This is a genomic window from Methylobacterium sp. E-005, assembly GCF_022829725.1.
Classification (GTDB): domain Bacteria; phylum Pseudomonadota; class Alphaproteobacteria; order Rhizobiales; family Beijerinckiaceae; genus Methylobacterium.
In genome coordinates, this window is record NZ_JAKSYG010000171.1 from 13,524 (window position 1) to 38,284 (window position 24,761).

16 protein-coding genes, 1 tRNA gene and 1 pseudogene are annotated in these 24,761 nt (G+C 71.5%); 13 read left to right on the forward strand and 5 right to left on the reverse strand.

The genetic code is table 11. The features are described from left to right. Positions 1 to 211: 211 nt before the first annotated feature. From MKK88_RS18245 to MKK88_RS18270, 6 genes are all read left to right on the forward strand, one after another. Entirely contained in the window at positions 212 to 1,486 is a 1,275-nt protein-coding gene (locus tag MKK88_RS18245) for an alpha/beta hydrolase (RefSeq protein WP_244002167.1), read from the forward strand. A 455-nt stretch (positions 1,487 to 1,941) separates the two neighbouring features. Next, positions 1,942 to 4,209 carry a TonB-dependent siderophore receptor gene (locus MKK88_RS18250; RefSeq protein WP_244002169.1) on the forward strand — a complete coding sequence of 756 codons (2,268 nt, stop codon included), beginning with the start codon at positions 1,942 to 1,944 and terminating at the stop codon, positions 4,207 to 4,209. Between the two features lie 507 nt (positions 4,210 to 4,716). Further along, positions 4,717 to 5,022: a hypothetical protein gene (locus MKK88_RS18255; protein ID WP_244002171.1), complete on the forward strand. Its 306-nt coding sequence runs from the start codon at positions 4,717 to 4,719 to the stop codon at positions 5,020 to 5,022. A gap of 137 nt (positions 5,023 to 5,159) precedes the next feature. Then, positions 5,160 to 6,479, forward strand: coding sequence for an efflux RND transporter periplasmic adaptor subunit (locus MKK88_RS18260; protein WP_244002173.1), 1,320 nt, complete (start codon positions 5,160 to 5,162; stop codon positions 6,477 to 6,479). 10 nt (positions 6,480 to 6,489) lie between these two features. After that, complete coding sequence (locus MKK88_RS18265; protein WP_244002175.1) at positions 6,490 to 9,771, forward strand: efflux RND transporter permease subunit; 3,282 nt, start codon at positions 6,490 to 6,492, stop codon at positions 9,769 to 9,771. A 229-nt stretch (positions 9,772 to 10,000) separates the two neighbouring features. Next, positions 10,001 to 11,998 carry a methyl-accepting chemotaxis protein gene (locus MKK88_RS18270; protein ID WP_244002177.1) on the forward strand — a complete coding sequence of 666 codons (1,998 nt, stop codon included), beginning with the start codon at positions 10,001 to 10,003 and terminating at the stop codon, positions 11,996 to 11,998. Positions 11,999 to 12,109: 111 nt separating this feature from the next. On the opposite strand, the gene MKK88_RS18275 is transcribed toward MKK88_RS18270, so the two are convergent. Further along, complete coding sequence (locus tag MKK88_RS18275) at positions 12,110 to 12,274, reverse strand: hypothetical protein (RefSeq protein ID WP_244002178.1); 165 nt, start codon at positions 12,272 to 12,274, stop codon at positions 12,110 to 12,112. Between the two features lie 89 nt (positions 12,275 to 12,363). After that, positions 12,364 to 12,439: transfer RNA gene (locus MKK88_RS18280), tRNA-Ile, on the reverse strand. A gap of 304 nt (positions 12,440 to 12,743) precedes the next feature. Here MKK88_RS18280 and MKK88_RS18285 point away from each other — a divergent pair. From MKK88_RS18285 to yjfF, 7 genes and pseudogenes are all read left to right on the forward strand, one after another. Next, entirely contained in the window at positions 12,744 to 13,235 is a 492-nt protein-coding gene (locus MKK88_RS18285; protein WP_244002179.1) for a (2Fe-2S)-binding protein, read from the forward strand. Beyond that, positions 13,232 to 14,275, forward strand: coding sequence for an FAD binding domain-containing protein (locus MKK88_RS18290; RefSeq protein WP_244002181.1), 1,044 nt, complete (start codon positions 13,232 to 13,234; stop codon positions 14,273 to 14,275). Before MKK88_RS18285 ends, MKK88_RS18290 begins: the two co-directional genes overlap by 4 nt. A 10-nt stretch (positions 14,276 to 14,285) precedes the next feature. After that, entirely contained in the window at positions 14,286 to 16,547 is a 2,262-nt protein-coding gene (locus MKK88_RS18295) for a xanthine dehydrogenase family protein molybdopterin-binding subunit (protein WP_244002182.1), read from the forward strand. 185 nt (positions 16,548 to 16,732) lie between these two features. Then, positions 16,733 to 17,698 carry a galactofuranose ABC transporter, galactofuranose-binding protein YtfQ gene (gene ytfQ / locus MKK88_RS18300; protein WP_279602395.1) on the forward strand — a complete coding sequence of 322 codons (966 nt, stop codon included), beginning with the start codon at positions 16,733 to 16,735 and terminating at the stop codon, positions 17,696 to 17,698. A 34-nt stretch (positions 17,699 to 17,732) separates the two neighbouring features. Continuing rightward, positions 17,733 to 19,277 (forward strand): annotated as a pseudogene (locus MKK88_RS18305) (sugar ABC transporter ATP-binding protein). Then, on the forward strand, positions 19,277 to 20,251 hold the full coding sequence (locus MKK88_RS18310; protein ID WP_244002184.1) for an ABC transporter permease: 975 nt from the start codon (positions 19,277 to 19,279) through the stop codon (positions 20,249 to 20,251). Before MKK88_RS18305 ends, MKK88_RS18310 begins: the two are co-directional and overlap by 1 nt. Beyond that, on the forward strand, positions 20,248 to 21,219 hold the full coding sequence (gene yjfF / locus MKK88_RS18315) for a galactofuranose ABC transporter, permease protein YjfF (protein WP_244002186.1): 972 nt from the start codon (positions 20,248 to 20,250) through the stop codon (positions 21,217 to 21,219). Before MKK88_RS18310 ends, yjfF begins: the two co-directional genes overlap by 4 nt. 75 nt (positions 21,220 to 21,294) lie before the next feature. Here yjfF and MKK88_RS18320 read toward each other — a convergent pair whose 3' ends face one another. The 3 genes from MKK88_RS18320 to MKK88_RS18330 form a co-directional block, all read right to left on the reverse strand. Continuing rightward, the gene (locus MKK88_RS18320) at positions 21,295 to 23,571 is read right to left on the reverse strand and encodes a xanthine dehydrogenase family protein molybdopterin-binding subunit (protein ID WP_244002188.1); all 2,277 of its coding nucleotides are present in this window, start codon (positions 23,569 to 23,571) and stop codon (positions 21,295 to 21,297) included. A gap of 118 nt (positions 23,572 to 23,689) precedes the next feature. Next, entirely contained in the window at positions 23,690 to 23,974 is a 285-nt protein-coding gene (locus MKK88_RS18325; protein ID WP_244002190.1) for a BrnA antitoxin family protein, read from the reverse strand. A 184-nt stretch (positions 23,975 to 24,158) separates the two neighbouring features. Further along, complete coding sequence (locus MKK88_RS18330) at positions 24,159 to 24,728, reverse strand: PepSY domain-containing protein (RefSeq protein ID WP_244002192.1); 570 nt, start codon at positions 24,726 to 24,728, stop codon at positions 24,159 to 24,161. Positions 24,729 to 24,761: the final 33 nt, after the last annotated feature.

A 24,761-nucleotide genomic window follows, 5' to 3' on the forward strand; every position in this document is an offset into this window, starting at 1 on the left:
GGGACCGGCGAACACGTCGCCGGCACCGTCTCAAGGTGGGCGCGCGGGCGCCGCGGCGCCAGCACCGCCAAGGTCGCGTCTGGCATGCGCCTGGGTTCAGGCTCGTTAAGACCCATACAACCGGCCCGTGTGCAGCTTTCTGCGGTGGCCGAGCGTTGCGTTTCCCGCAATAAGCGCCCGCGCGGAGCAGGGTGCACCCGGGAGAGACGGCATGGCCGGAAACGGCATCGCGAACGGCGCCCGCGTGGCGCTGCTCGCCGTACAGGTTTCGGCCCTGGCCGTGGGGGCGGCCCGCGCCCAGGGGACGGTGCCGGCCGAGGTGCCGGTGCAGAAGGTGACACAGGGGCCGGCGCCCTCCCCCGCCGCGCCGCATTCCGGTCCGGCCCAGGGCGAGCTGGTGACCCGGGCGGGCTATTTCTACATCGGCGGCCGCTACCAGAAGCTCGGCGACAAGACCGTGATGGTCGGCCAGATGTTCGTGCAGTCGCGGACCCCCGCCCGGATCACCCAGCCCTATCCGGTGGTGATGGTGCACGGGCTCGCCCAGACCGGCGTGAATTACCTCGCCACCGCGGACGGGCGTCCGGGCTGGGTCCAGCGCTTCGTCGAGAAGGGATTTCAGGTCTACGTGGTCGATCAGGTCGGGCGCGGGCGCTCGGGCACCAACCCGGAGGTCTACGGTCCCTATGACCGGCTCGGGACCCGCAGCCTGGAGCGGACCTACACGGCCCCGGAGGTCTACGACCTGTACCCGCAGGCCAAGCTCCACACCCGCTGGCCCGGGGGACCCGGGGTGCAGGGCAACGCCGCCTTCGACCAGTTCTTCGCCAGCCAGGTGCCGTTCCTCGCCAACAGCCAGCAGACCGAGGAATGGGTCGACCCCGCCTTGGTCGCGCTCCTCGAGAAGATCGGGCCGGCGATCCTGCTGACCCACGGCCAGGCGGCCCTGTTCGGCTGGGCGGCCTCGGATGCCCGGCCCGACCTCGTGAAGGCGCATGTGGCGGTCGAGCCGAGCGGACCGCCGTTCTTCGACGTGCAGTTCCGCGGCGGCAAGGAGTTCTGGGAGAAGGCGGGTGACGGGCGCGCCCGCGCCTACGGGCTGACCCGCATGCCGCTGACCTTCGACCCGCCCGTCAAGGCGCCCGAGGATCTGGTGGTGGTGCAGGACGCCAAGGGGTCGGAACCCAAGGGGTCGGACTCCAAAGCGGGGGACGGGCGCATCCGCTGCTGGCTCCAGGGCGAGCCGGCCCGGGCCTTGCCGAACCTCGCGAAGGTGCCGACCGTGCTGGTGACCGCGGAGGCCTCGTTCCACGCCGCCTACGATGCCTGCACGGCTGCCTTCCTGACCCAGGCCGGCGCCAAGCCCGACGTGATCCAGCTCGCCGACCGGGGCCTGCGCGGCAACGGCCACATGATGATGCTGGAGACGAACAGCGACGCCGTGGCGGACCTGCTGGCCGAGTGGCTCGCGGGGCGGGTGAAGTAGGCGCCGGGCCTGTCCTTCGGCGCGGCGCCCTCCCCCTCTGCGCCACCGGATTCACACATCGCGCGTGGCGCTACGCCGGCAGGACGAGCCGCGGGTTCCCTCTTCCGCACGGGAGAGGGGGCCAGTCGCGCACTGCCGTCAGCCTCGGTGACCGCGCCAGATCCGTGAATGTCGTAGCCCCCTGCGGGGGAGGGAGACGCGCGGCCATCCGTCAGACCGATCGGCCGCGATCCGCCTCTCCGCGAGCCCACCACCAAGGCGTGTCGCCACAGCAACAGACCTCGCCCAAAGCGTGAAGGCCGCTTGCGGCCAAGCAGGGCCGCGCGTACTCCAGGCGTAAGAAAACGCAATTTAAACAGTAGTTTAGCACAATTCTAAACAGCCCGTCAGCAACGCTGGAGCCCGTTCCGGCGAACGCGGTCGGCTGCCCGCTTCGTCCGACACGGCCAGGTCCCATGCGCGTCGCTTACCCCCACCCGAAGATCCGCGGCGCCGCCCTGCGCGCCCTCCTCGCCGGCGCCTCGCTCGCCGTCCTGGCCCAGGCCGCGAGCCCGGCGCTCGCGCAGGACGCGACGCCGCCGCGGCGCGGCGCGGGCACCAACCCCCCGGCCGGGGGCAGCGTCCAGCTCGAGGAGCTGAGCGTCGAGAGCCAGGGCGGCGGCGCCCCGGTCGCGGCCCGGGCCGGCGCCGGTGCGCGGGCGGTGGAGAGCCCGACCGGCCCGATCGACGGCTACGTGGCCCGACGCTCGGCCACCGCCACCAAGACCAACACCCCGCTGATCGAGACCCCGCAATCGATCACCGTGGTCGGGCGCCAGCAGCTCGACACCCAGAACGCCCAGACCCTGACGCAGGCGACGCAATACGTCGCCGGCACCTACGCCGGCACCTTCGGCGCCGATACCCGCCTCGACTTCTTCCAGTTGCGCGGCTTCGTGGTCAGCGATTACGGCCTCTATCTCAACGGCCTGCAGCTCCTGAACTACGGCTTCGCCTACAGCCGGGTGGACACGTTCGGGCTGGAGCGGATCGAGGTGCTGCGCGGCCCTTCCGCCGTGCTGTTCGGCGCCGGCAATCCCGGCGGCCTGATCAACCAGATCAGCAAGCGCCCGACCGAGAATCCGTTCGGCTACGTCGAGGTCGGCGGCGGCTCGTTCGACCAGCGCTACGCCGCCTTCGACGTCGGCGGCCCGGCCGACCGGGAGGGCCACTGGTTCACCCGGCTCACCGGCTATGCCCGCAACGGCGGTACGCAGGTCCAGGGGGCGCCGGACGACAGCTACTACATCGCCCCGGCCTTCACCTATAAGCCGGACGGGTCGACCAAATTCACGGTCCTGTCGAGCTTCCAGCACGACAACACGGCGGTGACGGCGAACTTCCTGCCCTATTACGGCACGGTGCGGCCGACCGTGCTCGGCCTGCGCATCCCGCGCTCGCTCAACGTGGGCGATGCCGGCTTCAACACCTACCAGCGCGACCAGGCCTTCATCGGCTACGAGTTCGAGCACGTCTTCGACGACACCTGGGCGGTCCGCCAGAACGCCCGCTATGCCTACACGCAGAGCTACCAGAATTCCTATATCGGCCAGCTCGGCTACACCGACCCGTTGCAGACCCAGCTCGGCCGCTACCTGTTCCGGGACAACGCCAAGATCGCGCAGCTCGACGTCGACACCCAGGCCGAGGCCAAGTTCTCGGACGGGTTCTTCCGCCACGACTTCCTGATGGGCGTGGAGTACCGGAACTTCCAGATCCACGACAACCAGGCCTCGGGCTTCCCCGGCCCCGACCTCAACATCCTCGCGCCGTCTTACGGCCCGCAGGCGGTCTCGGCCTCGCCCTACCTGATCAACGCCGACTCGTTCCAGCAGGTCGGCCTCTACTTCCAAGACCAGATCAAGCTCACCCCGGAGCTGACCCTGATCCTCGGCGGCCGCCAGGACTTCGTCCAGAACACCGTCTACGACCGCCTGAATCCGGCCAACACCAACGGCCGCAACGACAGCGCCTTCACCTATCGCGCGGCGGCGATCTACAATTTCGACTTCGGCCTCGCGCCCTACATCATGTACGCGACCTCGTTCCAGCCCGAGATCGGCGTGGACATCAACAACCGGGCCTTCAAGCCCGATACCGGCGATCAGGTCGAGGGCGGCGTCAAGTTCGAGCCGCCGGGCCAGGGCTACTTCCTGACGCTGGCGGGCTTCGACATCCACCGCAACAACGTCCTTACCCCCAACCCGCTGAACACGATCTTCCAGACGCAGGTCGGCGAAGTGCGCTCCACCGGCTTCGAGGCGCAGCTGGTCGCCAACATCGCCGACGGGCTCAACCTCGTGGCGTCCTTCACCAAGTTCGACTTCAGCACCATTCGGGATGCCGATCCGGCGCGGGTCGGCAAGACGCCGGTCAACATCCCGCAGACGCTCGCGTCGCTGTTTGCCGACTACACCATCCCGGTCGGGCCGTGGCGCGGCTTCGGCTTCGGCGGCGGCGTGCGCTATGTCGGCAGCTCGTTCGCCGACGTCGGCAACACCCTGCGGGTGCCCGACTACGTGCTGTTCGACGCGCAGGTGCATTACGATGTCGAGAACTGGCGCTTCCAGGTGAACGCCTCGAACATCGGCGACCGGCGCTACGTCGCTTCCTGCCAATCGAACGTGTCGTGCTTCTACGGCGACGCCCGGCGGGTGCTGGCGAAGGTCAGCTACAAGTGGTGAGGTGAACCTGTATCGGGTCTCGGTTTGAAAGGTCGGGCCCCGGCTCTTTCAGGTGTCGGATTGAGGCCCGGGGCATGGCGTCGAGCCGACCTGCACCGACCCTGGTCCCGGGCGCGTGCAGCGGCAGCGGAAGGGGCGACCCGGGATCCAGCGCAGGACGGCGCGCAGCGTCGATCCGGATCGACCCGGGCCGCCGGCGCGGCGCATCCTGTGCTGGATCCCGGATCAGGGTCCCCTGCGCTCCATCTGTCCGGGACAGGGCGCGCGCGTCATGGCCCGGAGGCGCCCATCGCGCGCCACACGCTCGGCCCAACACCATGAGAGGGCCGGGGCGAGCCCTTTCGCGGGTCCAGGGCAGAGCCCTGGTGCCCGTTCAGGGTCGGACAGGCTCCGATGCGGGCCCCTTGTGCCCGCGGCCCCGCATCGCCCATAAGGCCCGCGATGACCTTCGGGGTTCGGCATAGGCGTTCCGCGCGGGCGCGGGGCTGGTGGGCGATCGCCGTCCGCATGCTCGCGCTCGTCCTGGCGCTGTCGGTCGCCGGCCCGGGCGTCGGTCTCGCGGCCGATCTCGCCTTCCACGCGGGCGGCCATCACACCGCGGGCGAGGGCGCGGCCCTCGACGCGCCGGCCGCCACGACCGCCGTCGATCCGGGCGTCGCCGCGCATGTCCATTGCGGCTGCCATCTGGTCGCCCGCCTGGACGCCGCGCTGATGGTACCGCCCTCTCCGCCGGGCCGTCCGCTGCGGGCCCGCCTCGCGCAAGGCCACAGCTCCATCGACCCCGACCGGCTGCCGCGGCCCCCGCGCGCGTGAGCTGACGCCGCCGATCGGCGCGCGTCCGCCCGGAGGCCGGAACCGGCCCCGGGCCCGCCCCACGCGAAACCTGACCGGGCTTTCCGGGACCGCCCTGCGCGGCATCCCGCCGTCCCGGCCGCTCCCATGGCCGATCCATGCGCTTCCTCCCGTCCGCCGCCCTCGGCGCGGCCCTTCTGGCCGCCGGCATCGCCCTCGGCGCCGCCGTTCCCGCCCTGCCCGCCCTCCTCCGGCAGGCCCTCACCGGCGCCGGGCTCGCCCCGGACAGCCATGACCGCCCCGCGGCGCCGGATCGTCCGAAGGCCACCGCGGATGGCTTGGCGCACGATGACCCTCCGCACGGCGCGGATCACGCGGCCGAGCACGCGGAGGACGTGATCCGCATGCGGCCCGACCAGATCGCCGGCCAGGACATCGCGACGGCGCGGGTCGGCGGCGGTACCCTGGCGCGCCACCTGCTGGTCCCCGGCACCATCACCCCCGACACCGACCGGATCGCCCGCGTCCCGGCCCGGGTGGTCGGCACCGTGGCGGAGATGCGCAAGCTCCTGGGCGATTCCGTGCAGAAGGATGAGGTCGTCGCCATCCTCGACAGCCGGGAGGTCGCCGACGCCAAGAGCGAGTACCTCACCGCCCAGGTCCAGGCCGAGTTGCAGACGATCAATTTCGAGCGCCAGCAGAAGCTGCTCGCCTCGCGCAGCGCCTCGGAGGCCGCCTTCGAGACCGCCCGGGCCGCCTATCTGGAGACCCGGCTGCGGGTCGACCTCGCCCGCCAGAAGCTGTCGGCCTTGGGGCTCGACGCCGCCGAGGTGGCCGCCGCCCAGAAGCGCGACGAGGCGACGCCCACCCAGTCGAGCCTGCGCCGCTATCCCCTGCGGGCGCCCCTCGCCGGCCGGATCGTCGAGCGCAAGGTCGATGTCGGCACCGCGGTCGGCAAGGAGGGCGATCCGGCCGACCTCTACACGGTGGCGGACCTCGCGACGGTCTGGATCGAGCTGTCGGTGCCGACGCTGGACCTCGCCCAGGTGCGGGAGGGCGCCCGCGTCGCCGTCACCCCCGGCCGGGCCGGCGCGGCGGGCGCCCGCGCCGAGGGCCGCGTGATCTTCGTGAGCCCCTTCCTCAACGCCGAGACCCGCTCGGCCCGGGTGGTGGTGGCCCTGCCGAACCCGGATCTCGCGTGGCGACCCGGCACCTTCGTCACCGCCGAGGTGGAGATCGCCCGGGACACGGTGCCGGTCCGGATCCCCAAGGCATCCGTCCAGACGATCGCGGGCCGGAGCGTCGTCTTCGTGCGTAGGGCCGATGGCTTCGAGAAGCGGCCGGTCACCCTCGGCCAGTCCGACGACGAGGCCTACGCGGTCACGGCCGGGCTCGAGGCCGGCGCCGAGATCGCGACCGGCAACACCTTCCTGCTGAAGGCCGAGCTCGGCAAGGCCGAAGCCGGCCACGACGATTGAGGATCGCGCCATGATCAGCCGCATCCTCGCCCTCTCGGTCCGCCAGCGCTGGCTGGTGCTGCTCCTCGTGCTGCTGGCCTCCGGCTTCGGCGCCGGCGCGCTGACGCGGCTGCCGATCGACGCCGTGCCCGACATCACCAACAATCAGGTGCAGATCAACACCCTGGCGCCTTCCCTGTCGCCGGTCGATGTCGAGCGGCAGGTCACCTACCCGGTCGAGACCGCGCTGGCCGGCATCAAGGGCCTCGACTACACCCGCTCGCTCTCGCGCAACGGCTTCTCGCAGGTCACCGCGGTCTTCGCCGAGAGCCTCGACATCTACTTCGCCCGCCAGCAGGTCGCCGAGCGCCTCGCCCAGGTGCGGGAGGACCTGCCCTCGGGGGTCGAGCCCCGGATGGGGCCGATTTCCACCGGCCTCGGCGAGATCACCATGTGGTCGGTCCGCTACGCGCCGCCGGGCGCGCGCGCGACCGTGCCGGCGGGCAAGCCGGGCTGGCAGCCGGACGGCTTCTACCGGACCCCGGAGGGCCAGGATCTCAGGACGGAGCTGGAGCAGGTCGCCTACCTGCGCACGGTCGAGGACTGGATCATCCGGCCGCAGATCAAGGCGGTGCCGGGGGTGGCCGGCGTCGACGGGATCGGCGGCTTCGAGAAGCAGTACCACGTCCAGCCGGACCCGACGAAGCTGACCGCCCTCGACCTGTCCTTCACGGACGTCGCCCGGGCGCTCCAGGCCAACAATGCCGACCAGGGCGCCCGCTACCTGGAGGACAATGGCGAGAGCTACGTGGTGCGCGCCTCCGGCCGGCTGGAGAGTCCGGCGGCGATCGCCGACGTGGTGGTGGCGAGCCGCGGCGGCGTGCCGGTGCGGATCCGCGACATCGCCACGGTGCGGATCGGGCGCGACCTGCGCACCGGCTCAGCCAGCGAGAACGGGCAGGAGACCGTCATCGGCACCGCCCTGATGCGGATCGGCGAGAACAGCCGGACGGTTTCGTCCGCGGTCGGCACCCGCCTCGACCAGATCCGCCGCGCCCTGCCCCCCGGCATCGTGGTCGAGACGGTCCTCGACCGGACGCAGCTCGTCGAGGCGACGATCCGTACCGTCGCGAAGAACCTCGCGGAGGGCGCGGCCCTCGTGATCGTCGTCCTGTTCCTGCTGCTCGGCAACATAAGGGCGGCGCTGATCGCGGCCCTGGTCATCCCGGTCGCCATGCTGATGACCGTGACCGGCATGGTCGAGGCAAAGATCTCGGCCAACCTGATGAGCCTCGGGGCGCTCGATTTCGGGCTGATCGTCGACGGGGCGGTGATCATCACCGAGAATGCGCTCCGCCACCTCGCCGAGCGGCAGCATGCCCTGGGACGCCCCCTCGCCCTGGAGGAGCGCCTGGAGACGGTGCGGGAATCCGCCGAGGAGATGATCAAGCCGTCCCTCTACGGGCAGGCGATCATCATCCTGGTGTATCTGCCGCTCCTGACCTTCTCGGGGGTCGAGGGCAAGATGTTCCAGCCGATGGCGCTCACCGTCATCCTGGCGCTGGCCTCCGCCTTCGTGCTGTCGCTGACCTTCGTGCCGGCCCTGATCGCCATCGCGCTGACCGGCCGGGTCACCGAGGCGGAGAGCCCGATCCTCCGGGGCCTGAAGGCGCTCTACCGCCCGGTGCTCGCCGCGGCGATCCGGGCGCCCGCGCCCTTCGTCGGGGCGGCTCTGCTGCTGCTCGTCGGCGCCGGGCTGCTCGCCGCACGGCTCGGGACCGAGTTCATCCCGCTGCTCGACGAGAAGAGCATCGCGCTCAACGCCACTCGGATCCCCTCGACATCGCTGACCCAGTCGCAGGCGATGCAGCTCAAGGTCGAGCAGGCGATCAAGAAATTCCCGCAGGTCGCCACGGTGTTCTCGAAGACCGGCACCGCCGAGGTCGCCACCGACCCGATGCCGCCGAATTCCTCCGACACCTTCGTGATGCTCAAGCCGCAGGCGGACTGGCCCGACCCGACCCTGTCGAAGGCCGAACTGCAGGCGCGGATCGAGGCGGCCCTCGGCGACCTCGCCGGCAACGTCTACGAATTCTCCCAGCCGATCCAGCTGCGCTTCAACGAGCTGCTGGCCGGGACCCGGGGCGACCTCGCCGTCAAGGTGTTCGGCGAGGATTTCGGGCCGCTGCTGGAGACCGCCAACCGGATCGCCGCGATCCTGCGCGGGATCCCGGGCGCCGACGACGTGAAGGTCGAGCAGATCGCCGGCCTGCCGGTCTTCGAGATCACGATCGACCGGGAGCAGGCGGCGCGGCTGGGCCTGAGCACCGGGGCGATCCAGGAGGTGATCGGCGCCGCCATGGGCGGGAAGGAGGCCGGAATCGTGTTCGAGGGCGACCGGCGCGTGCCGATCGTGGTGCGGCTGACCGATCAGGTCCGCGAGGACCGGGAGGCCCTGGAGAACCTGCCGGTGCCGCTCCCCGTTTCCTCGCCCGCGGGCCCGAACGGCCGGACCGCCTCCGTGCTGCTGCGGCAGGTGGCACGCTTCTCGGTCAGCGAGGGGCCGAACCAGATCAGCCGCGAGAACGGCCGCCGCCGGGTCGTGGTCACCGCCAATGTCCGCGGGCGCAACATCGGCTCCCTGGTGGCGGAGGCGCAAGCACAGGTCGCCGCGCAGGTGCCGCTGCCGGCGGGCGCCTCCCTGGCCTGGGGCGGCCAGTTCGAGAACCTCGCCTCGGCCCGGGCGCGCCTCGCCGTGGTGGTGCCGGTCTGCTTCGGGTTGATCTTTCTGCTGCTCACCGGAGCGCTGGGCAGCGCGCGCGACGCGCTCCTGGTGTTCAGCGCGGTGCCCCTGGCGCTGACCGGCGGGATCGCGGCCCTGTGGCTGCGGGGGATGCCGCTCTCGGTGCCGGCGGCGGTCGGGTTCATCGCGCTCTCGGGGGTGGCGGTGCTGAACGGCCTCGTGATGCTGACCTTCATCAAGCAGCTGATGACCGAGGGCCGGCCGCTGTCGGCGGCGATTCGCGAAGGCGCCCTCACCCGGCTGCGGCCGGTGGCGATGACCGCGCTCGTCGCCTCCCTGGGCTTCGTACCGATGGCGCTCGCCACCGGCACCGGGGCGGAGGTCCAGCGCCCGCTCGCCACCGTGGTGATCGGCGGCCTGATCAGCGCGACCCTGCTGACCCTGGTGGTTCTGCCGGCGCTCTACGCGCGGTTCGGCCGCCGCAACGCGGCCGGCTCCGCGGACCGCATGACGCCACCGGCTGGGGCGGCGCGGGCCACGATCCTTGGCGGACGCGCCAAGGTGTCCTGAAAGCGCCTGTTTCCATCCGGGGACGGCAGCATTTCCAGAGTCGCGGTCGTGAATGCTGTCCGACACACCATGAAGCTCTGACGGAATGTCAGGCGTCGATTCGGCGCGAAATAACGCGGGCCTCCGCATGGGCGGTTCTTCTGCTGTGCGACTTGACATTGCGGCGCAACATCAAGGAAGTAATTCCCGAAGCTGAACCATTCAAGACGTGGACGCGGAGCGAGTTCCTATGAAAATAGGCATCCGTCAGAGGATATACTCAGGGTTTGCCTTGATTATATTGTTGACCGTCGCTGTTGGTGGATATTCTATCTATCAGCAGGGTGTCGTGAACGATCAGTATGCTGTCCGCGGTCGTCTGGAGGAGATCGCGCGTCTGGTCCTCATAGACGATGGACTGTCCAGCCGCTTGGTCGACCTCGGTGAGGGTTACCGGCTTGCACCCACGCCCGAGCGGATCGCCGAGCTGGAGCAGATGCGAGGCGAGATCGAGGCGACCGGGGATAAGCTGGTCGCATTGTCGCTCTCGCCGGAGCGGCGCAAGATCTACGTCGAGATCCGCGACAACGCGCGCGCCGCGAAGCCGGAAGTGGGCCGCCTTGCGGCGGCCGGCACGGCCTTCGCCCAGGCCAAGGCGCGCCTGTTCACGGGCGGTGACGAACTGACCGGCGCGACCAATACCCTGGTGGACGACGTGCGCGCGCGCGGAGGCGAAGCGCTGCTGGGCCGGGCTCAGGTCGTCGAGAGCGCCATGCTGCTGGTGCGCGTCGCCAACTGGCGCTTCCTGGCGACGTTCGATCCGAACGGGCCGTCCATCTTCGCGAAGAATGTCGAGAAGGCCGAAGCGGCCCTGAAGGCGTTCCAGGATGCCGAGGGCGCCGCCGCCTTCGCCAACCCGATCAAGGCGGTGGTGGAGAAGCTGGCGGCGTACCGCACCAACTTTCAGGCGACCGTCGCGGCCCGGGATGGACTGAACACGGTGTTCGAGACCGGTCTCAAGCCGCCCGCCACCACGATCGACCTGCGCTGTGACGTCGCGCGCGACGCGGTCAACGCCGCGATCGAGGAGAACGGCCGTGCCGTGGAGGCCGTGGTGCGGCGGGCGCGGACCGTCCAGATTGCGCTCGTGGGGATGACGCTGGTTCTGGGGGTGATCGCGAGCCTCGTGATCGGCCGCGGCATCATCGGCCCGGTGGCCGGGATGACGGCGGCGATGCGGCGCCTCGCCGAGGGCGATACCGCCGTGGCAGTGCCCTCCCAGGACGCCACGGACGAGATTGGCGCCATGGCCAAGGCCGTCGCGGTGTTCCGCCAGAACGCCATCGCCCGGGCCGAACTGGAGGCCGCCCAGGCGGCCGAGCAGGAGGCCCGCCAGCGCCGGGTCGAGCGGGTCGACCAGCTCGTCCGCACCTTCGAGCAGAAGGTCGCCCAATCGCTCGACATCGTCTCCACGAGCGCCACCGAACTCGACGCCACGGCGCGCTCCATGACCCAGGTGGCCGACGACACCAACACGCAGGCGGTCGCCTCCAGCGCCGCCGCGGAGCAGACCGCCACCAACGTCCAGACCGTGGCGGCGGCGGCCGAGGAGATGGTCTCCTCGCTCCAGGAGATCGAGCGGCAGGTGGTGCGCTCCAACGAGGTCGCGGGCTTCGCCGCGCATGAGGCGGAGGCGAGCAACGCCGCCATGGCCAGCCTGCGCGCGGCCGCCGAGCAGATCGGCGCGGCGGTGACGACGATCTCGGGCATCGCCGGGCAGACCAACCTGCTGGCGCTCAACGCCACGATCGAGGCCGCGCGGGCCGGGGAGGCGGGCCGCGGCTTCGCGGTGGTGGCGGCCGAGGTCAAGGAACTCGCGGGCCAGACCGCCAAGGCGACCGACGAGATCGGCGGGCAGATCGCGGCGATCCAGGCGGCGACCGCCCAGGCCGCGGAGGCGATGGCGCAGATCGCGCGCACGATCGCGAGCGTGAGCGAGATCAGCGGCTCGATCGCCTCGACGGTGGTGGAGCAGACGGCGGCGACCAGCGAGATCTCGCGCAATGCCGGCCAAGCCGCGAAGGGGACGCAGGACGTCTCGTCCAACGTGGCGCGGGTGCTGGCGGCCGCTGGCGAGACCGGCAGCGCCGCCGCCCAGGTGCTGAACGCGGCGGCCGAGCTGGCCAAGCAGTCCCTTGCCGTCAAGCAGGAGGTGGACGGTTTCCTGCGCGACATCCGGGCGGCCTGAGTGGCGGCCTGGGCCCGGGTCCGTGGCGGCCTTAAACGGCCCCGCGGAGCCGGGCCGGGCGGCTCCGGAAAGCCGGACGCCGCCAGCGGCGATCCGTCTGACGCTGCGCCGTCACGGCTTCACCCGCAGCACGTTCACGGCCTTGGCGCGTAGGTGGACGGTGTCGCTCTCCTTGAGGCCGAACTCCTCCGGCGAATCGAGGGTCATCACCGAGGCCATGCGGTCGGTGCGCAACGCGGCACCGGGCAACGTCCGGCACCGGGCAACGTCCGGCACCAGGGCTCTGCCCTGGACCCGCGAAAGGACTCGCCCTTTCGAAACCATGACGGGATCGGTTCGCGGGGCTTGCCCAGGAGTGCGGCCGATGGTGGGCCCGGCAGGACTCGAACCTGCAACCAGACCGTTATGAGCGGTCGGCTCTAACCATTGAGCTACAGGCCCGGCGGGGGGAATCCCCCCGTCAAACCGATACCCGAACGGCCCGGTTTCGTCACCCCATCCAAATCTGGATGCGGTCGCCCGCTGCGCGACCAGCATAGGCCCTATCGGTCTTGGGGCCTGGGCCCGTGTGAGGCGCGTGTGGGGCCGGGAGCCGTCGCGGGACCGCAGCGGTCGGTCAAGCCTGCATAGTGGCGCAACCGACGCGATTGGTGATCTTGCGCACATCGCCTTCTCCCCAGCTCTCGCCCGCGAGTCCGGCCCAGCTATCTGAAATGGTTCCAGCCTTCGCAAAGCCGGGACCCCCATGACCATTCCCCTCAGGCTCACCCTGAACGGGCAGCCGCGCGAGATCGCCCTCGACGATCCGCGGGTGACCCTCCTCGATCTCCTGCGCGAGCGCCTCGGCCTGACCGGCGCCAAGAAGGGCTGCGACCGCGGCCAGTGCGGTGCCTGCACGGTGCTGGTGGACGGGCGGCGGATCAACAGCTGCCTGACGCTCGCCGCGAGCCTCGACGGGGCCGAGATCCTGACCATCGAGGGGCTGGCCGAGGGCGACCGGCTGCATCCGGTCCAGGCGGCCTTCATCGCCCATGACGGCTTCCAGTGCGGCTTCTGCACCCCCGGCCAGATCATGAGCGCGGTCGGCCTGATCCGCGAGGGCCATGCCGGCACCGATCCCGAGCGCATCCGCGAGGGCATGAGCGGCAATCTCTGCCGCTGCGGCGCCTATGCCGGCATCCTCGATGCGGTCCAGGACGCGGCAGCCCGGACCGAGCAGCGGGAGGACGCGGCGTGAGAAACTTCGATTACATCCGCCCGGAGAGCGTGCCCGAGGCCGTGGCGGCCGGGCAGGTTCCGGGCACCGCATACCTCGCCGCCGGCACCAACCTCGTCGACCTGATGAAGGGCGGCGTCGCGACCCCGGAGCGGATCGTCGACATCACCCGCCTGCCCGGCCTCTCGGCGATCGAGCGCCTGCCGGACGGCGGTACCCGGGTCGGCGCCCTGGTGCGCAACAGCGACCTCGCCTACGACCCGGGCTTCGCCAAAACCTACCCGATGGTGGCCGAGGCCCTGCTGGCCGGCGCCTCGGCGCAATTGCGCAACGCCGCCACGGTCGGCGGCAACCTGATGCAGCGCACCCGCTGCCAATATTTTACCGACGCGGTCTCGCCCTGCAACAAGCGCGCGCCGGGCTCCGGCTGCGCGGCGCTCGGGCACGCCACCCGGATCCACGCGGTCCAGGGCTGGAGCGCGCACTGCATCGCCACCCACCCGTCCGATTTCTGCGTGCCGCTCGCCGCCCTCGACGCGGTGGTGGAGATCGCCGGGCCGGACGGCGCCCGGGCGGTGCCGCTCACCGCGTTCCACCTGCTGCCCGGCGACCATCCGGAGCGGGAGACCGACCTGCGGCCCGGGGAACTGATCACCGCCCTGCGCCTGCCCCCCGAGGCGGCATCCTTCCGGGGCCACGCCCGCTATCTCAAGGTCCGCGACCGCACCTCCTACGCCTTCGCGGTGGTCTCGGCGGCGGCCGCCCTGACGCTCGAGGCCGACGGCCGGATCGGGCAGGCGCGGCTCGCCCTCGGCGGGCTGGCGCTCAAGCCCTGGCGGGTGGTGGAGGCGGAAGCCGCGCTTGCCGGACAGGCGCCCTCCCCCGAAGCCTACGCGAAGGCCGCCGACGCCGCGCTCGCCGGCGCCAAGCCCACCGGCGAAGCCAACGCCTTCAAGATCGAACTCGCCCGCCGGGTGGCGATCCGCGCCCTCGCCCAGGCCGCCGCGGGCACCCCCGCCCGGATCCCGGCGCTCCCCGCCTCCCCGTTCGGCATCGTCTGAGGAGACCCGCATGACCGCGACCGCCTCGCCTTCGAACCTCCCCGCCGGCGGCATCCGCCACGGCTCCAGCATCGGCCAGCCGCTCACCCGGCGCGACGGCCCGCTCAAGGTGACGGGCCAGGCCCGCTTTTCCGCCGACAACCTGCCCCCCGGCACGCTGCACGCGGCGCTCTGCGTCGCCCGGATCGCGAAGGGCCGCGTCACCGGCCTCGACGTGGCTGCCGCCGAGGCCCATCCCGGCGTCGTGGCGGTGATGACCCCGCAGAACGCCCCGAAGCTCGCCAAGGACCCGGACGCCAAGGACGGCCCGTTCACGTTCCGCCTCGATCTCCTGCAGAACGACCGCGTCCGCTACGCCAACCAGCCGATCGCCGTGGTGATCGCCGAGACCCTGGAGGCGGCGACCGAGGGCGCCCGCCTGCTCGCCCCGACCTACGCGGCCGAGACCCCGCGGATCGGGCTCGATGCGGGCGACGTGTTCACGCCGCCCTCGGTGGGCGTCGGCGCGCCCCCGGCCGAGTCTGACGGCGACGTCGAGGCCGGCCTCGCCGCCGCATCGAAAACAATCGCCGCGACCTACGAGACGCCGGCCCAGTACCACAACGCCATGGAGCCGCACGCGGCCGTGGCCAGCTGGGACGGGGATCGCCTGTCGCTCCTCATGCCGACCCAGGCGCTGGCCATGTCGCAGGGCCGCCTCGCCGGGCTGTTCGGCATCAGCCCCGAGGACATCCACATCGACAGCCCCTATCTCGGCGGCGGCTTCGGCTCGAAGGGCGTGCCCGCCGGGCCGCAGGTGCTGGCCTGCATGGCGGCCAGGCTCGTGGGCAAGCCGGTGAAGCTCGTGCCGACCCGGAGCCAGATGTACGGCCCGATGGGCCATCGCGGCCCGACCCGGCAGACGCTCCGCCTCGGCACCGACGCGGCCGGCAAGCTCACGGCCCTCGATCACCACATCCTCACCGCCTCGTCGAGCTTCGACGACTTCTTCGAGCCGGCGGGCCGGGCGACCAGCACCCTCTACGCCAGCCCGGCCCTCGCGATCCGGCACGAGGCGGTGCGCCTCGATACCGGCACGCCGCTGTTCATGCGCGCCCCCGGCGAGGCCACCGGCAGCGTCGCCCTGGAGAGTGCGCTCGATGAGATGGCGTTTGAGCTCGGGATGGATCCGCTGGAATTCCGCCTCGCCAACTATGCCGAGGTCGAGCCGCTCACCGGCAAGCCGTTCTCGTCCAAGGCCCTGCGGGAGTGCTACCGCCGCGGTGCCGAGGCCTTCGGCTGGGCCGGGCGCCCGCTCCAACCCCGTCAGACGCGGGACAAGGACGGGTTCCTGGTCGGCACCGGCATGGGCACCGCCACCTTCCCGGCGCTGATCTTCGAAGGCATGGCCCGGGCCGAGATCCGCGCCGACGGCACCGGCACGGTGGAACTCGGGGCGATCGACATGGGCCAGGGCGCCTGGACGGCGCTCGCCCAGATCGCCGCCGACGGGCTCGGCATCGGGATGGAGGCCCTGACCTTCCGGATGGGGTCTTCCGATCTCCCGAATGCCGGCATCGCGGGCGGCTCCGGCCACACCGCGACCGCCGGCGGCGCGATCCACGCGGCCGCCGCCGACGTGATCCGCCAGCTCACGGATCTCGCCACCAACGACCCCGCCTCCCCGCTCTACGGCGCGGGCAATGCCGGCGTGACCGTCGCCGACGGCCGTCTGACCCGGCGCGACGACCCGGGCCGGAGCGAATCGATCGCCGACATCCTCAAGCGGGCCGGCCGGGCCAGCATCGAGGGCCAGGGCAAGGCCGGGGCCGATCCGGCCGCGCAGGCGGCCTACGCGATGCACGCCCACGGGGCGGTCTTCGCCGAGGTGAAGGTCGATCCCGATCTCGGCCAGATCCGGGTGAGCCGCCTCGTCGGCGCCTTCGCGGCGGGCCGGGTGATCAACCCGCGCCTCGTCCAGAGCCAGTATTACGGCGGGATGATCTGGGGCCTGTCCTTCGCGCTGCACGAGCGGGCCGAGATGGACCCGCGCACCGGGCGCTTCCTCAACGACAACCTCGCCGAATACCATGTGCCGGTGAACGCCGACGTGCCCGCCCTGGAGGCGATCCTGGTCCATGAGGACGATTCGGTGGTGAACAACCTCGGCGTGAAGGGCGTCGGCGAGATCGGCATCACCGGCACGGTGGGGGCCATCGCCAACGCGGTCTGGCACGCCACCGGCGTGCGGGTGCGCGCGATGCCGATCACGCTCGACAAGCTGCTCGGCTGATCCCGGAGGCCGGACGCTTAAACTCAGACAAGTCCGGCGATCTGAAACACCCCGATGCGTCGTCCCGCGACGCATCGGGGTGACACAGTTTCTCCCTGCGGCTATTCAGCGCGTCGCCCATATGTCATACATATGCGGGCTGATCGCTCTGAAGAGGCGGCGGCCGCAATCAGGGGGGACGTGTCATGAGGGAATCGGTTTCCATCACGGCTTTGCTCGTGGGCGCGATGCTCGCGTGGGGCGGCGCGGTCCAGGCGGCTTCGCTGACCGTCGGCTTCTCGCAGATCGGCTCGGAATCCGGCTGGCGCGCCGCCGAGACCACGGTGACCAAGGCCGAGGCCAAGAAGCGCGGCATCACCGTCAAGATCGCCGACGCGCAGCAGAAGCAGGAGAACCAGATCAAGGCGATCCGCTCCTTCGTGGCGCAGGGGGTCGACGGGATCCTGCTCGCGCCCGTGGTCGCCACCGGCTGGGACGCGGTGCTCAAGGAGGCCCGGGACGCCAAGATCCCGGTGATCCTGCTCGACCGCGACATCGACCCGTCCGGCAAGGACCTCTACCTCACCGCCGTCACCTCCGACAGCGTCGAGGAGGGCCGCGTCGCCGGCAACTGGCTGGCCAAGACGGTCGGCGAGAAGCCCTGCAACGTGGTCGAGCTCCAGGGCACGGTCGGCGCCAGCGTCGCCACCAACCGCAAGAAGGGCTTTGACGCCGCCATCGCGCCCCACGCCAACCTCAAGCTCGTGCGCAGCCAGACCGGCGACTTCACCCGCGCCAAGGGCAAGGAGGTGATGGAGAGCTTCATCAAGGCCGAGGGCGGCCATTCGATCTGCGCGGTCTACGCCCACAACGACGACATGATGGTCGGCGCCATCCAGGCGATGAAGGAAGCGGGCCTCAAGCCCGGCCGGGAGATCCTGACGGTCTCGATCGACGCGGTGCCCGACATCTTCAAGGCGATCGCGGCGGGCGAGGCCAACGCCACCGTCGAGCTGACCCCCGACATGGCCGGCCCCGCCTTCGACGCCCTCAAGGCCTACAAGGAGAAGGGCACCGTCCCGCCGAAGTGGATCCAGACCGAGTCGAAGCTCTACACGGCGGCCGACGATCCGCTGAAGGTCTACGAGCGCAAGAAGGGCCTCGGGTACTGACGCGCCCCGCGCCGCGATCCCTGCGAGCGTTCCCGTGTCCGACACGCCCCTTCTCAGCGTCCGCGGGCTCTCCAAGAGCTTTGCCGGGCACTAGGCCCTCGCGGGGGTCGACTTCACCCTGCGCCGGGGGGAGATCCACGCTCTGCTGGGCGAGAACGGCGCCGGCAAGTCGACCTTCATCAAGACCGTGACCGGAATCGTCCGGCGCGATGCCGGCGCGGTCCGGCTCGACGGCATGCCGATCGCGCCGCGCTCGGCGGAGGAATCCGCCCGGGCCGGCATCGCCACGGTCTACCAGGAGGTCGGCCTGCTGCCGAACCTCACCGTGGCGCAGAACCTGTTCCTCGGCCGGGAGCCGACCCGGTTCGGCCTCGTCCGCGGCCGGGCGATGCGCCAGCGCGCGTCGGAACGCCTGGCCGAGTTCGGCCTGTCGATCGAGGTCGGGGCGCCGCTCGGGAGCTTCCCGGTGGCGGTGCAGCACCTCGTGGCGATCGCCCGGGCGGTGGACCTCTCGGCCCGGGTGCTGATCCTCGACGAGCCGACCGCGAGCCTCGACACCCACGAGGTAACGGTGCTGTTCGGCGTGATGCGCCGGCTCGCCGAGCGCGGGATCGGCATCGTGTTCGTGACCCACTTCCTGGAGCAGGTCTACGCCATCACCGACCGGATCACGGTCCTGCGCAACGGCCGGCTGGTGACCGAGCGCGAGACCGCGCAGTTTCCGCGCCTCGACCTCGTGCGCACCATGCTGGGGCGTGACCTCGCCGAGGAAGAGGCGCGGGCTGAGACGGGGCCACGGGTCCGGCGGACGGCCGGGCCTCCGGTCCTGCGCGCGGAGAAACTCGGCAAGGCCGGCTATCTCCAGCCCGTCGACCTGTCGGTGGCGGGCGGCGAGGTGGTGGGGCTCGCGGGCCTCCTCGGCTCGGGGCGGACCGAGACCGCCCGCCTGCTGTTCGGGGCCGAGCGCCCGGACCAGGGCCGCATCCTCCTCGACGGCAAGCCCGTCCGGATCGCCGGGCCCCGGGACGCGCTCAAGCACCGCCTCGGCTACTGCCCGGAGGAGCGCAAGACCGACGGCATCGTCGCCGACCTGACCGTGCGGGAGAACATCGTGCTGGCGCTCCAGGCCCGGCAGGGCCCGTTTCGGCCGCTCGGCCAGGCCGCGCAGGACCGGATCGCTCGCAACTTCATCGCCAAGCTCGACATCCGGCCGCCGGATCCGGAACGGCCGATCGGGCTCCTCTCCGGGGGCAACCAGCAGAAGGCGCTGCTGGCGCGCTGGCTCGCCACCGAGCCGCGGCTGCTGATCCTCGACGAGCCGACCCGGGGCATCGACGTCGGGGCGCATGCGGAGATCATCCGGCTGATCCGGAGCCTGTGCGAGGCGGGCCTCGCCCTCCTGGTGATCTCCTCCGAGCTGGAGGAGATCGTGACCTATTCCGACCGGGTGATCGTGATGCGTGACCGCGCCCAGGTGGCCGAACTCGCCGACGGGGCGATCGACGTCACCGCCATCCTCCGGGCCATCGCGGCGGAAGCGCCCCGGACGGCGTCCGCTTGCCAACCGGAGCCCGCTTGATGCGCGCCCTCCGGGCCGGAGCGCCCCAGCTCCTCGCCTTCCTGGCGGTCCTCCTGGCCGACCGACTGGTCGCGCCGCAATTCCTCGCCGTGCATTGGCAGGACGGGCGCCTGTTCGGCAGCCTCGTCGACGTGTTCAACCGCGGCGCGCCGGTGGCGCTCCTGTCGCTCGGCATGGTGCTGGTGGTGGCCACCGGGGGCATCGACCTGTCGGTCGGCGCCGTGATGGCGATCGCGGGCGCCGTGGCGGCCAGCCTCGCCGACAGCCAGCCCCTGCCCCTGGTACTCGCGGCGGCCTTGGCCACCGGGCTCGTCTGCGGGCTGTGGAACGGCCTCCTCGTGGCGGTGCTGCGGATCCAGCCGATCGTCGCCACCCTGATCCTGATGGTGGCCGGCCGCGGCATCGCCCAGCTGATCACCGAGGGGCGGATCATCACCTTCGCGTCCGCCGACCTCGCCTTCCTGGGAGGCGGCGCCCTCCTCGGAGTGCCGATGCCGGTGGTGCTGGTCTTCGGCATGCTGCTCGTGACCCTCGCCCTGGTGCGCGGCACGGCGCTCGGCCTGATGATCGAGGCGACCGGCGGCAATGCCCGGGCGAGCGCGCTCGCCGGCATCGACACGCGCGCGGTGACGCTCGCGGTCTATGCCTGGAGCGGGTTCTGCGCGGCGCTGGCCGGCGTCGTCGCGGCGGCCGACATCCTGGGGGCCGACGCCAACAATGCCGGGCTGTGGCTCGAACTCGACGCGATCCTGGCCGTGGTGGTGGCGGGCTCCTCGCTCCTCGGCGGCCGGTTCAGCCTGTGGCTGGCGGTGCTCGGGGCCGTCCTGATCCAGGCGATGAACACCGGGATCCTCCTCTCCGGCCTGCCGCCGGAACTCAACCTCGTGGTCAAGGCCGTGGTGGTGCTGGCGGTGCTGCTGCTGCAATCGCCGCGCCTCGCCGGCCTGTCCCTGCTGCTGCGGAGCCCGCGATGAGCCGCAACCTCCCGGTCCTCGTCGCCGCGCTGCTGTTCGCGGCCGGCTACGGCCTCTGCGCGACGCAATACCCCGCCTTCCTGACCACCCGGGTCGTCGGCAACCTGCTCGCCGACAGCGCCTTCCTGGGGATCGTCGCGGTCGGCATGACCTTCGTGATCATCGCGGGCGGCATCGACCTGTCGGTCGGCTCGGTGGTGGGGTTCACCACGGTGTTCCTGGCGCTCGCCATCACCCGCTGGGGCCTCCCGCCCCTCGCGGCCTTCGGGCTCGTGCTCGCCGCCGCCACCCTGTTCGGCGCCGCGATGGGGGCGCTGATCCACGTCTTCGCGATGCCGCCCTTCATCGTGACGCTCGCCGGCATGTTCCTGGCCCGGGGCGCCGGCTTCCTGCTCTCCACCGAATCGGTCCCGATCGACGCACCCCTCTACGGCGCGGTCTCCGACCTCGCCCTGGCACTGCCCGGGGGCGGGCGGCTGACCCTGACCGGGGGGATCATGCTCGCGGTGTTCCTGGCGGGCGGGGTGCTGCTGCACGCGACCCGCTTCGGCGCGACGGTCTACGCGCTCGGCGGCAGCCGCCAGACCACGGCGCTGATGGGCGTGCCGGTCGGGCGCAACACGGTCGCGGTCTACGCCCTGTCGAGCCTGCTGGCGGCGCTCGCCGGGATCGTGTTCTCCCTCGACACCGCCTCGGGCACGCCGCTCTCGGCGGTGGGGGTGGAGCTCGACGCGATCGCCGCGGTGGTGATCGGCGGCACGCTGCTGACCGGCGGCCAGGGCGGCCTGCCGGGCACGGTCCTCGGCGTGATGATCGGCGGCCTGATCCAGACGGCCATCACCTTCGACGGCACCCTGTCGAGCTGGTGGACGAAGATCGCCACGGGGCTGCTGCTCTTCGCCTTCATCGCCCTCCAGCAGGGCTCGGTGGCGCTGGCCGGCCGCTCGGAACGGCGGGCCCGGGCCTGAGGCGTTTACCGAGCAGCGCGGCCGCGCTCGCCGGCGCCGCGGGGCCTGCCCACCGGGGACGGAGACCCGGAATCCTCACGCCACATCCTCCAGTCGGATCGGCAGGCTGCGGATGCGGCGGCCGGTGGCGTGGTGGACGGCGTTGGCGATCGCCGCGTTCACCCCGATGATCCCGAGCTCGCCCAGGCCCTTCAAGCCGAGCGCATCCACCTGATCGTCGGGATCGGGCACCAGCAGCGCCTCCACCTCCGGCGCGTCGGCCGCCGTGGGCACGAGGTACTCGGCCAGATCCGGATTGCGATAGGCGGCGCCGTCGACCACCGTCTCTTCGAGCAGAGCCGAGCCGAGGCCCCAGATCATCCCACCCATGAGCTGGCTCTTCGCGGTCAGCGGGTTGAGGATCCGCCCCGCCGCGAAGGCGCCGGTGAGCCGGGCCACCCGGATCTCCCCGGTCTCGGCATGGACATGCACCTCCGCGAATTGCGCGCCAAAACCCCAGGACACGGCCTTGCCGCCCCCGCCGAGGGTGAGCCCGATATGGCCCTGCCGCAGGCCAGCGAGCGCCTTCTCCCGGTCGCCGCCCGCCGGCACGAACGCCGCGACCGTCTCGACACCCTCGGGCCCGACGGCCTCGGCGAGCGTGATCCCGATCCCGTCCGACGCCGCGAGCCGCCCGCCCGCGAGGCGGAGGCCGCCGGGATCCTGTCCGGCGAGGCGCCCGCCCTGCCCGGTCGCGGCCTGCGCCAGGGTCTCGCGGATCTGCCGGCAGCCGAGCGCCAGGGCGTTCATCAGGCTGGTCGTGGTGCTCGACCCGCCCGAGATGCCGGCCGCCGGCAGGTCCGTGTCGCCGAGCCGGACCGTCACCCGCTCGACCGGTACGCCGAGCCCGTCCGCCGCCCCCATGGCGAGCAGGGTGGTGATGCCGTTGCCGATCTCGTGATGCGCGCAGGCCACCTCCACGGAGCCGTCCGGGCCGAGCCGGACCCGCATCGTCGCGGCGGCGATTTTTACGGGTCGCACCGAGGTCGCGCAGCCGAGGCCGACCAACCAGGGGCCATCCCGCATCGAACCTGGGCGCGGCACCCGGCGCGACCAGCCGAAAGCCTGCGCGCCCGCCGCGAAGCAGGCCATCAGCGGCCGGGTCGAGAACGGTTGTCCCGAGACCGGATCGACCGCCGTATCGTTGCGCCGGCGCAGCTCGATCGGGTCCATGCCGAGGGCCACCGCCATCTCGTCGACGGCGCTCTCCAGGGCGAACAGGAACGGCACCTCCGGCGGCGCCCGCATCGGGCCGGGCGTGTTGCGGTCGACCCGCACGGCCCGCTCCTCCGTGCGGATGTTCGGGCAGGCGTAGAGGCTCGCGGTCACCTCCGCGCCCTCCATCACGAAGGGATCGAAGCGCGAGGTCACGGTCTCGGCCTCGTGGACGAAGGCGGTGAACCGGCCCGACCGATCGGCGCCGAGGCGGATCCTGTGGCGCGATTCCGGCCGGTAATTGGCGATGGTGAAGCATTGCCGCCGGCTCGGCACCAGGGAGACCGGCCGGTCGAGGCGCTTGGCCGCGAGCGCAACCAGCGCCGTGTGCTGCGACAGCGCGAATTTCGAGCCGAAATGGCCGCCGATCAGGCCCGCCACCACCCGCACGTTCGCGGGATCGAGTCCCAGCTGCGCCGCGAGCCCGTGCTGGACCGCGCCGACATAGCGGGTCGGCTCGTGCACCGTGAGCCGATCGCCGTCCCAGGCGGCCCGGGTGGTGAACAGCTCGATCGGGTTGTGATGCTGGACCGGGGTCTCGTAGCGCGCCTCGACGCGCAGGGCCCCCTCAGCCAAACCGGCCTCAACTTCGCCCCGTTCGATGTCCTCATGCTGAGCTTTCAGGTCGGCGAGGCGCACGGTCTCGGCGCCCGGGGCGTCGAAGCCGCCGGCGGCGGGCTCGGCCGCGTAGGAGACCTTGACCGCACCGGCCGCCGCCTCGGCGGCCTCCTGAGTCTCGGCGACCACGAGGGCCACGATCTGGCCGGCATAGGCGATCGCCTCGGACTCCAGCGGCCGGTGCGAGCTGTTGGCGTAGCCACGGGCCATCAGGTGCTTCACCGGGGCCACCGCGCCGGACAATTCCCGGTGGGTGAAGATGGCAAGCAGGCCCGGCACCGCCTTCGCGGCATCGCAGTTGAACCCGGTGATCCGGCCCCGGGCGATGGTGCTGGTCACCAGGGCGGCGTGGGCGGTATTCGTCTCCGGGCCGGTGCGATCGGAGCTGTAGAGGGCCCGGCCCGTGACCTTGTCGGGGCCCTCGACCCGGATGTGCGGTCGGCCGAGATAGCCCTCGGTGTCCTGCGCGCCCGAATCCATGCCGCCCTCCCCCGCCGCGGCCGGTGGGGCCGCGTCAGGGGGAGAATTGCCGCGGGGGCGGTTCGGCTCCCCGGATGGTGGGGCGACAGGATGCAGCGGCAGCCGTGCGAGGGCTGCCCTATCCGTCGTGCCGGCCCGCCTTCACGGCCTCGGTCAGGATCGCGTTCATCCGGGTCTGCCAGCCGCGCCCGGTCGCCTTGAACGCGTCGACCGTGGCGGGATCGAGCCGGATCGTTACCGGCACCTTCGGGTTGGGAGCGACGGGGCGTCCTGCCTTGCGGACGGAGGAGACGGCGGCGAACTCCTCCGCGGTCAGGACGTTGCGGGCCGGGCGCATCTCTCGCAATTCGGCCTCCGTCAGGACGGGGGCGTCCGAATCGATCAGGGGCGACTTGCGAGCCATAGCGCGCGTTCCTTTGGCTCTTGGCAGGGCCGAAGGTAATCGGCCTGGGGCCTTCATACGCGCGCGCCGCACAATCCGCAATAAGTGTACGTACGAAAATTCACCGACGACGTCGGATTGATCAGCCTTCGCCTGAAGCGGGATCCCGGCCGCGCTGGCAAGGGCCAGCGCGGCCGGGATCAGCTCAGTTCAGGACCTTCCCGTCCGGGCCGACCTTGACCTCCTGCTCCTTGTCGGCGCCGGCGACCTTGATCTCGTACTGGACCGCGGAGCCGTCCTTCTCGACCTCGGCCTCGTAGGCCTTGCCGCCGCCGGCCTTCTGCTCGGCGATGGTGAGGGCGTCCTTCAGGGAGGTCTTGGCGTTCTGGAAGTCGGAGGCCTTCAGGCGGGTGAAGTAGCGCTCGAAGGGCTGGTTCTCGGTCTTGTAGAGCGCGCCGGTGTCGGCGTTGATGCCGTACTCGACCAGCTTGCCGCTCGGGTAGACGACCTTCACGCTGTAATGGGCCGGGTCCTTGCTGTCGGCCTTCTCGAAGTCGGCGTCGATGGCGCGGCCGCCCTTCTCGTCGCCCTGCGACTCGGCGGTGGTCAGCGCCTGGGCGAGGCCGACCTTGGCGATCTTGGCGACCTGCCACTCCTTCATGTTGCTGTCGGCCTTGGAGGCCGGCTCGGCGGGGGTCGAGGTGGCGGTCTGGGCCAGCGTGAGGCTCGTGGAGAGCGCGAGCAGGCCGGCGGCGGCGGCGAGACGGGTGATCATGGCGGGTGTCCCTTTGGCGGGTTCATTCACGGG

Excerpts from the sequence above, each read along its gene's own strand:
- MKK88_RS18245 (WP_244002167.1), top strand. The coding sequence starts at position 212 with ATGGCCGGAAACGGCATCGCGAACGGCGCCCGCGTGGCGCTGCTCGCC.
- MKK88_RS18250 (WP_244002169.1), top strand. The coding sequence starts at position 1,942 with ATGCGCGTCGCTTACCCCCACCCGAAGATCCGCGGCGCCGCCCTGCGC.
- MKK88_RS18255 (WP_244002171.1), top strand. The coding sequence starts at position 4,717 with ATGCTCGCGCTCGTCCTGGCGCTGTCGGTCGCCGGCCCGGGCGTCGGT.
- MKK88_RS18260 (WP_244002173.1), top strand. The coding sequence starts at position 5,160 with ATGCGCTTCCTCCCGTCCGCCGCCCTCGGCGCGGCCCTTCTGGCCGCC.
- MKK88_RS18265 (WP_244002175.1), top strand. The coding sequence starts at position 6,490 with ATGATCAGCCGCATCCTCGCCCTCTCGGTCCGCCAGCGCTGGCTGGTG.
- MKK88_RS18270 (WP_244002177.1), top strand. The coding sequence starts at position 10,001 with ATGAAAATAGGCATCCGTCAGAGGATATACTCAGGGTTTGCCTTGATT.
- MKK88_RS18285 (WP_244002179.1), top strand. The coding sequence starts at position 12,744 with ATGACCATTCCCCTCAGGCTCACCCTGAACGGGCAGCCGCGCGAGATC.
- MKK88_RS18295 (WP_244002182.1), top strand. The coding sequence starts at position 14,286 with ATGACCGCGACCGCCTCGCCTTCGAACCTCCCCGCCGGCGGCATCCGC.
- ytfQ (WP_279602395.1), top strand. The coding sequence starts at position 16,733 with ATGAGGGAATCGGTTTCCATCACGGCTTTGCTCGTGGGCGCGATGCTC.
- MKK88_RS18310 (WP_244002184.1), top strand. The coding sequence starts at position 19,277 with ATGCGCGCCCTCCGGGCCGGAGCGCCCCAGCTCCTCGCCTTCCTGGCG.
- yjfF (WP_244002186.1), top strand. The coding sequence starts at position 20,248 with ATGAGCCGCAACCTCCCGGTCCTCGTCGCCGCGCTGCTGTTCGCGGCC.
- MKK88_RS18320 (WP_244002188.1), bottom strand. The coding sequence starts at position 23,571 with ATGGATTCGGGCGCGCAGGACACCGAGGGCTATCTCGGCCGACCGCAC.
- MKK88_RS18325 (WP_244002190.1), bottom strand. The coding sequence starts at position 23,974 with ATGGCTCGCAAGTCGCCCCTGATCGATTCGGACGCCCCCGTCCTGACG.
- MKK88_RS18330 (WP_244002192.1), bottom strand. The coding sequence starts at position 24,728 with ATGATCACCCGTCTCGCCGCCGCCGCCGGCCTGCTCGCGCTCTCCACG.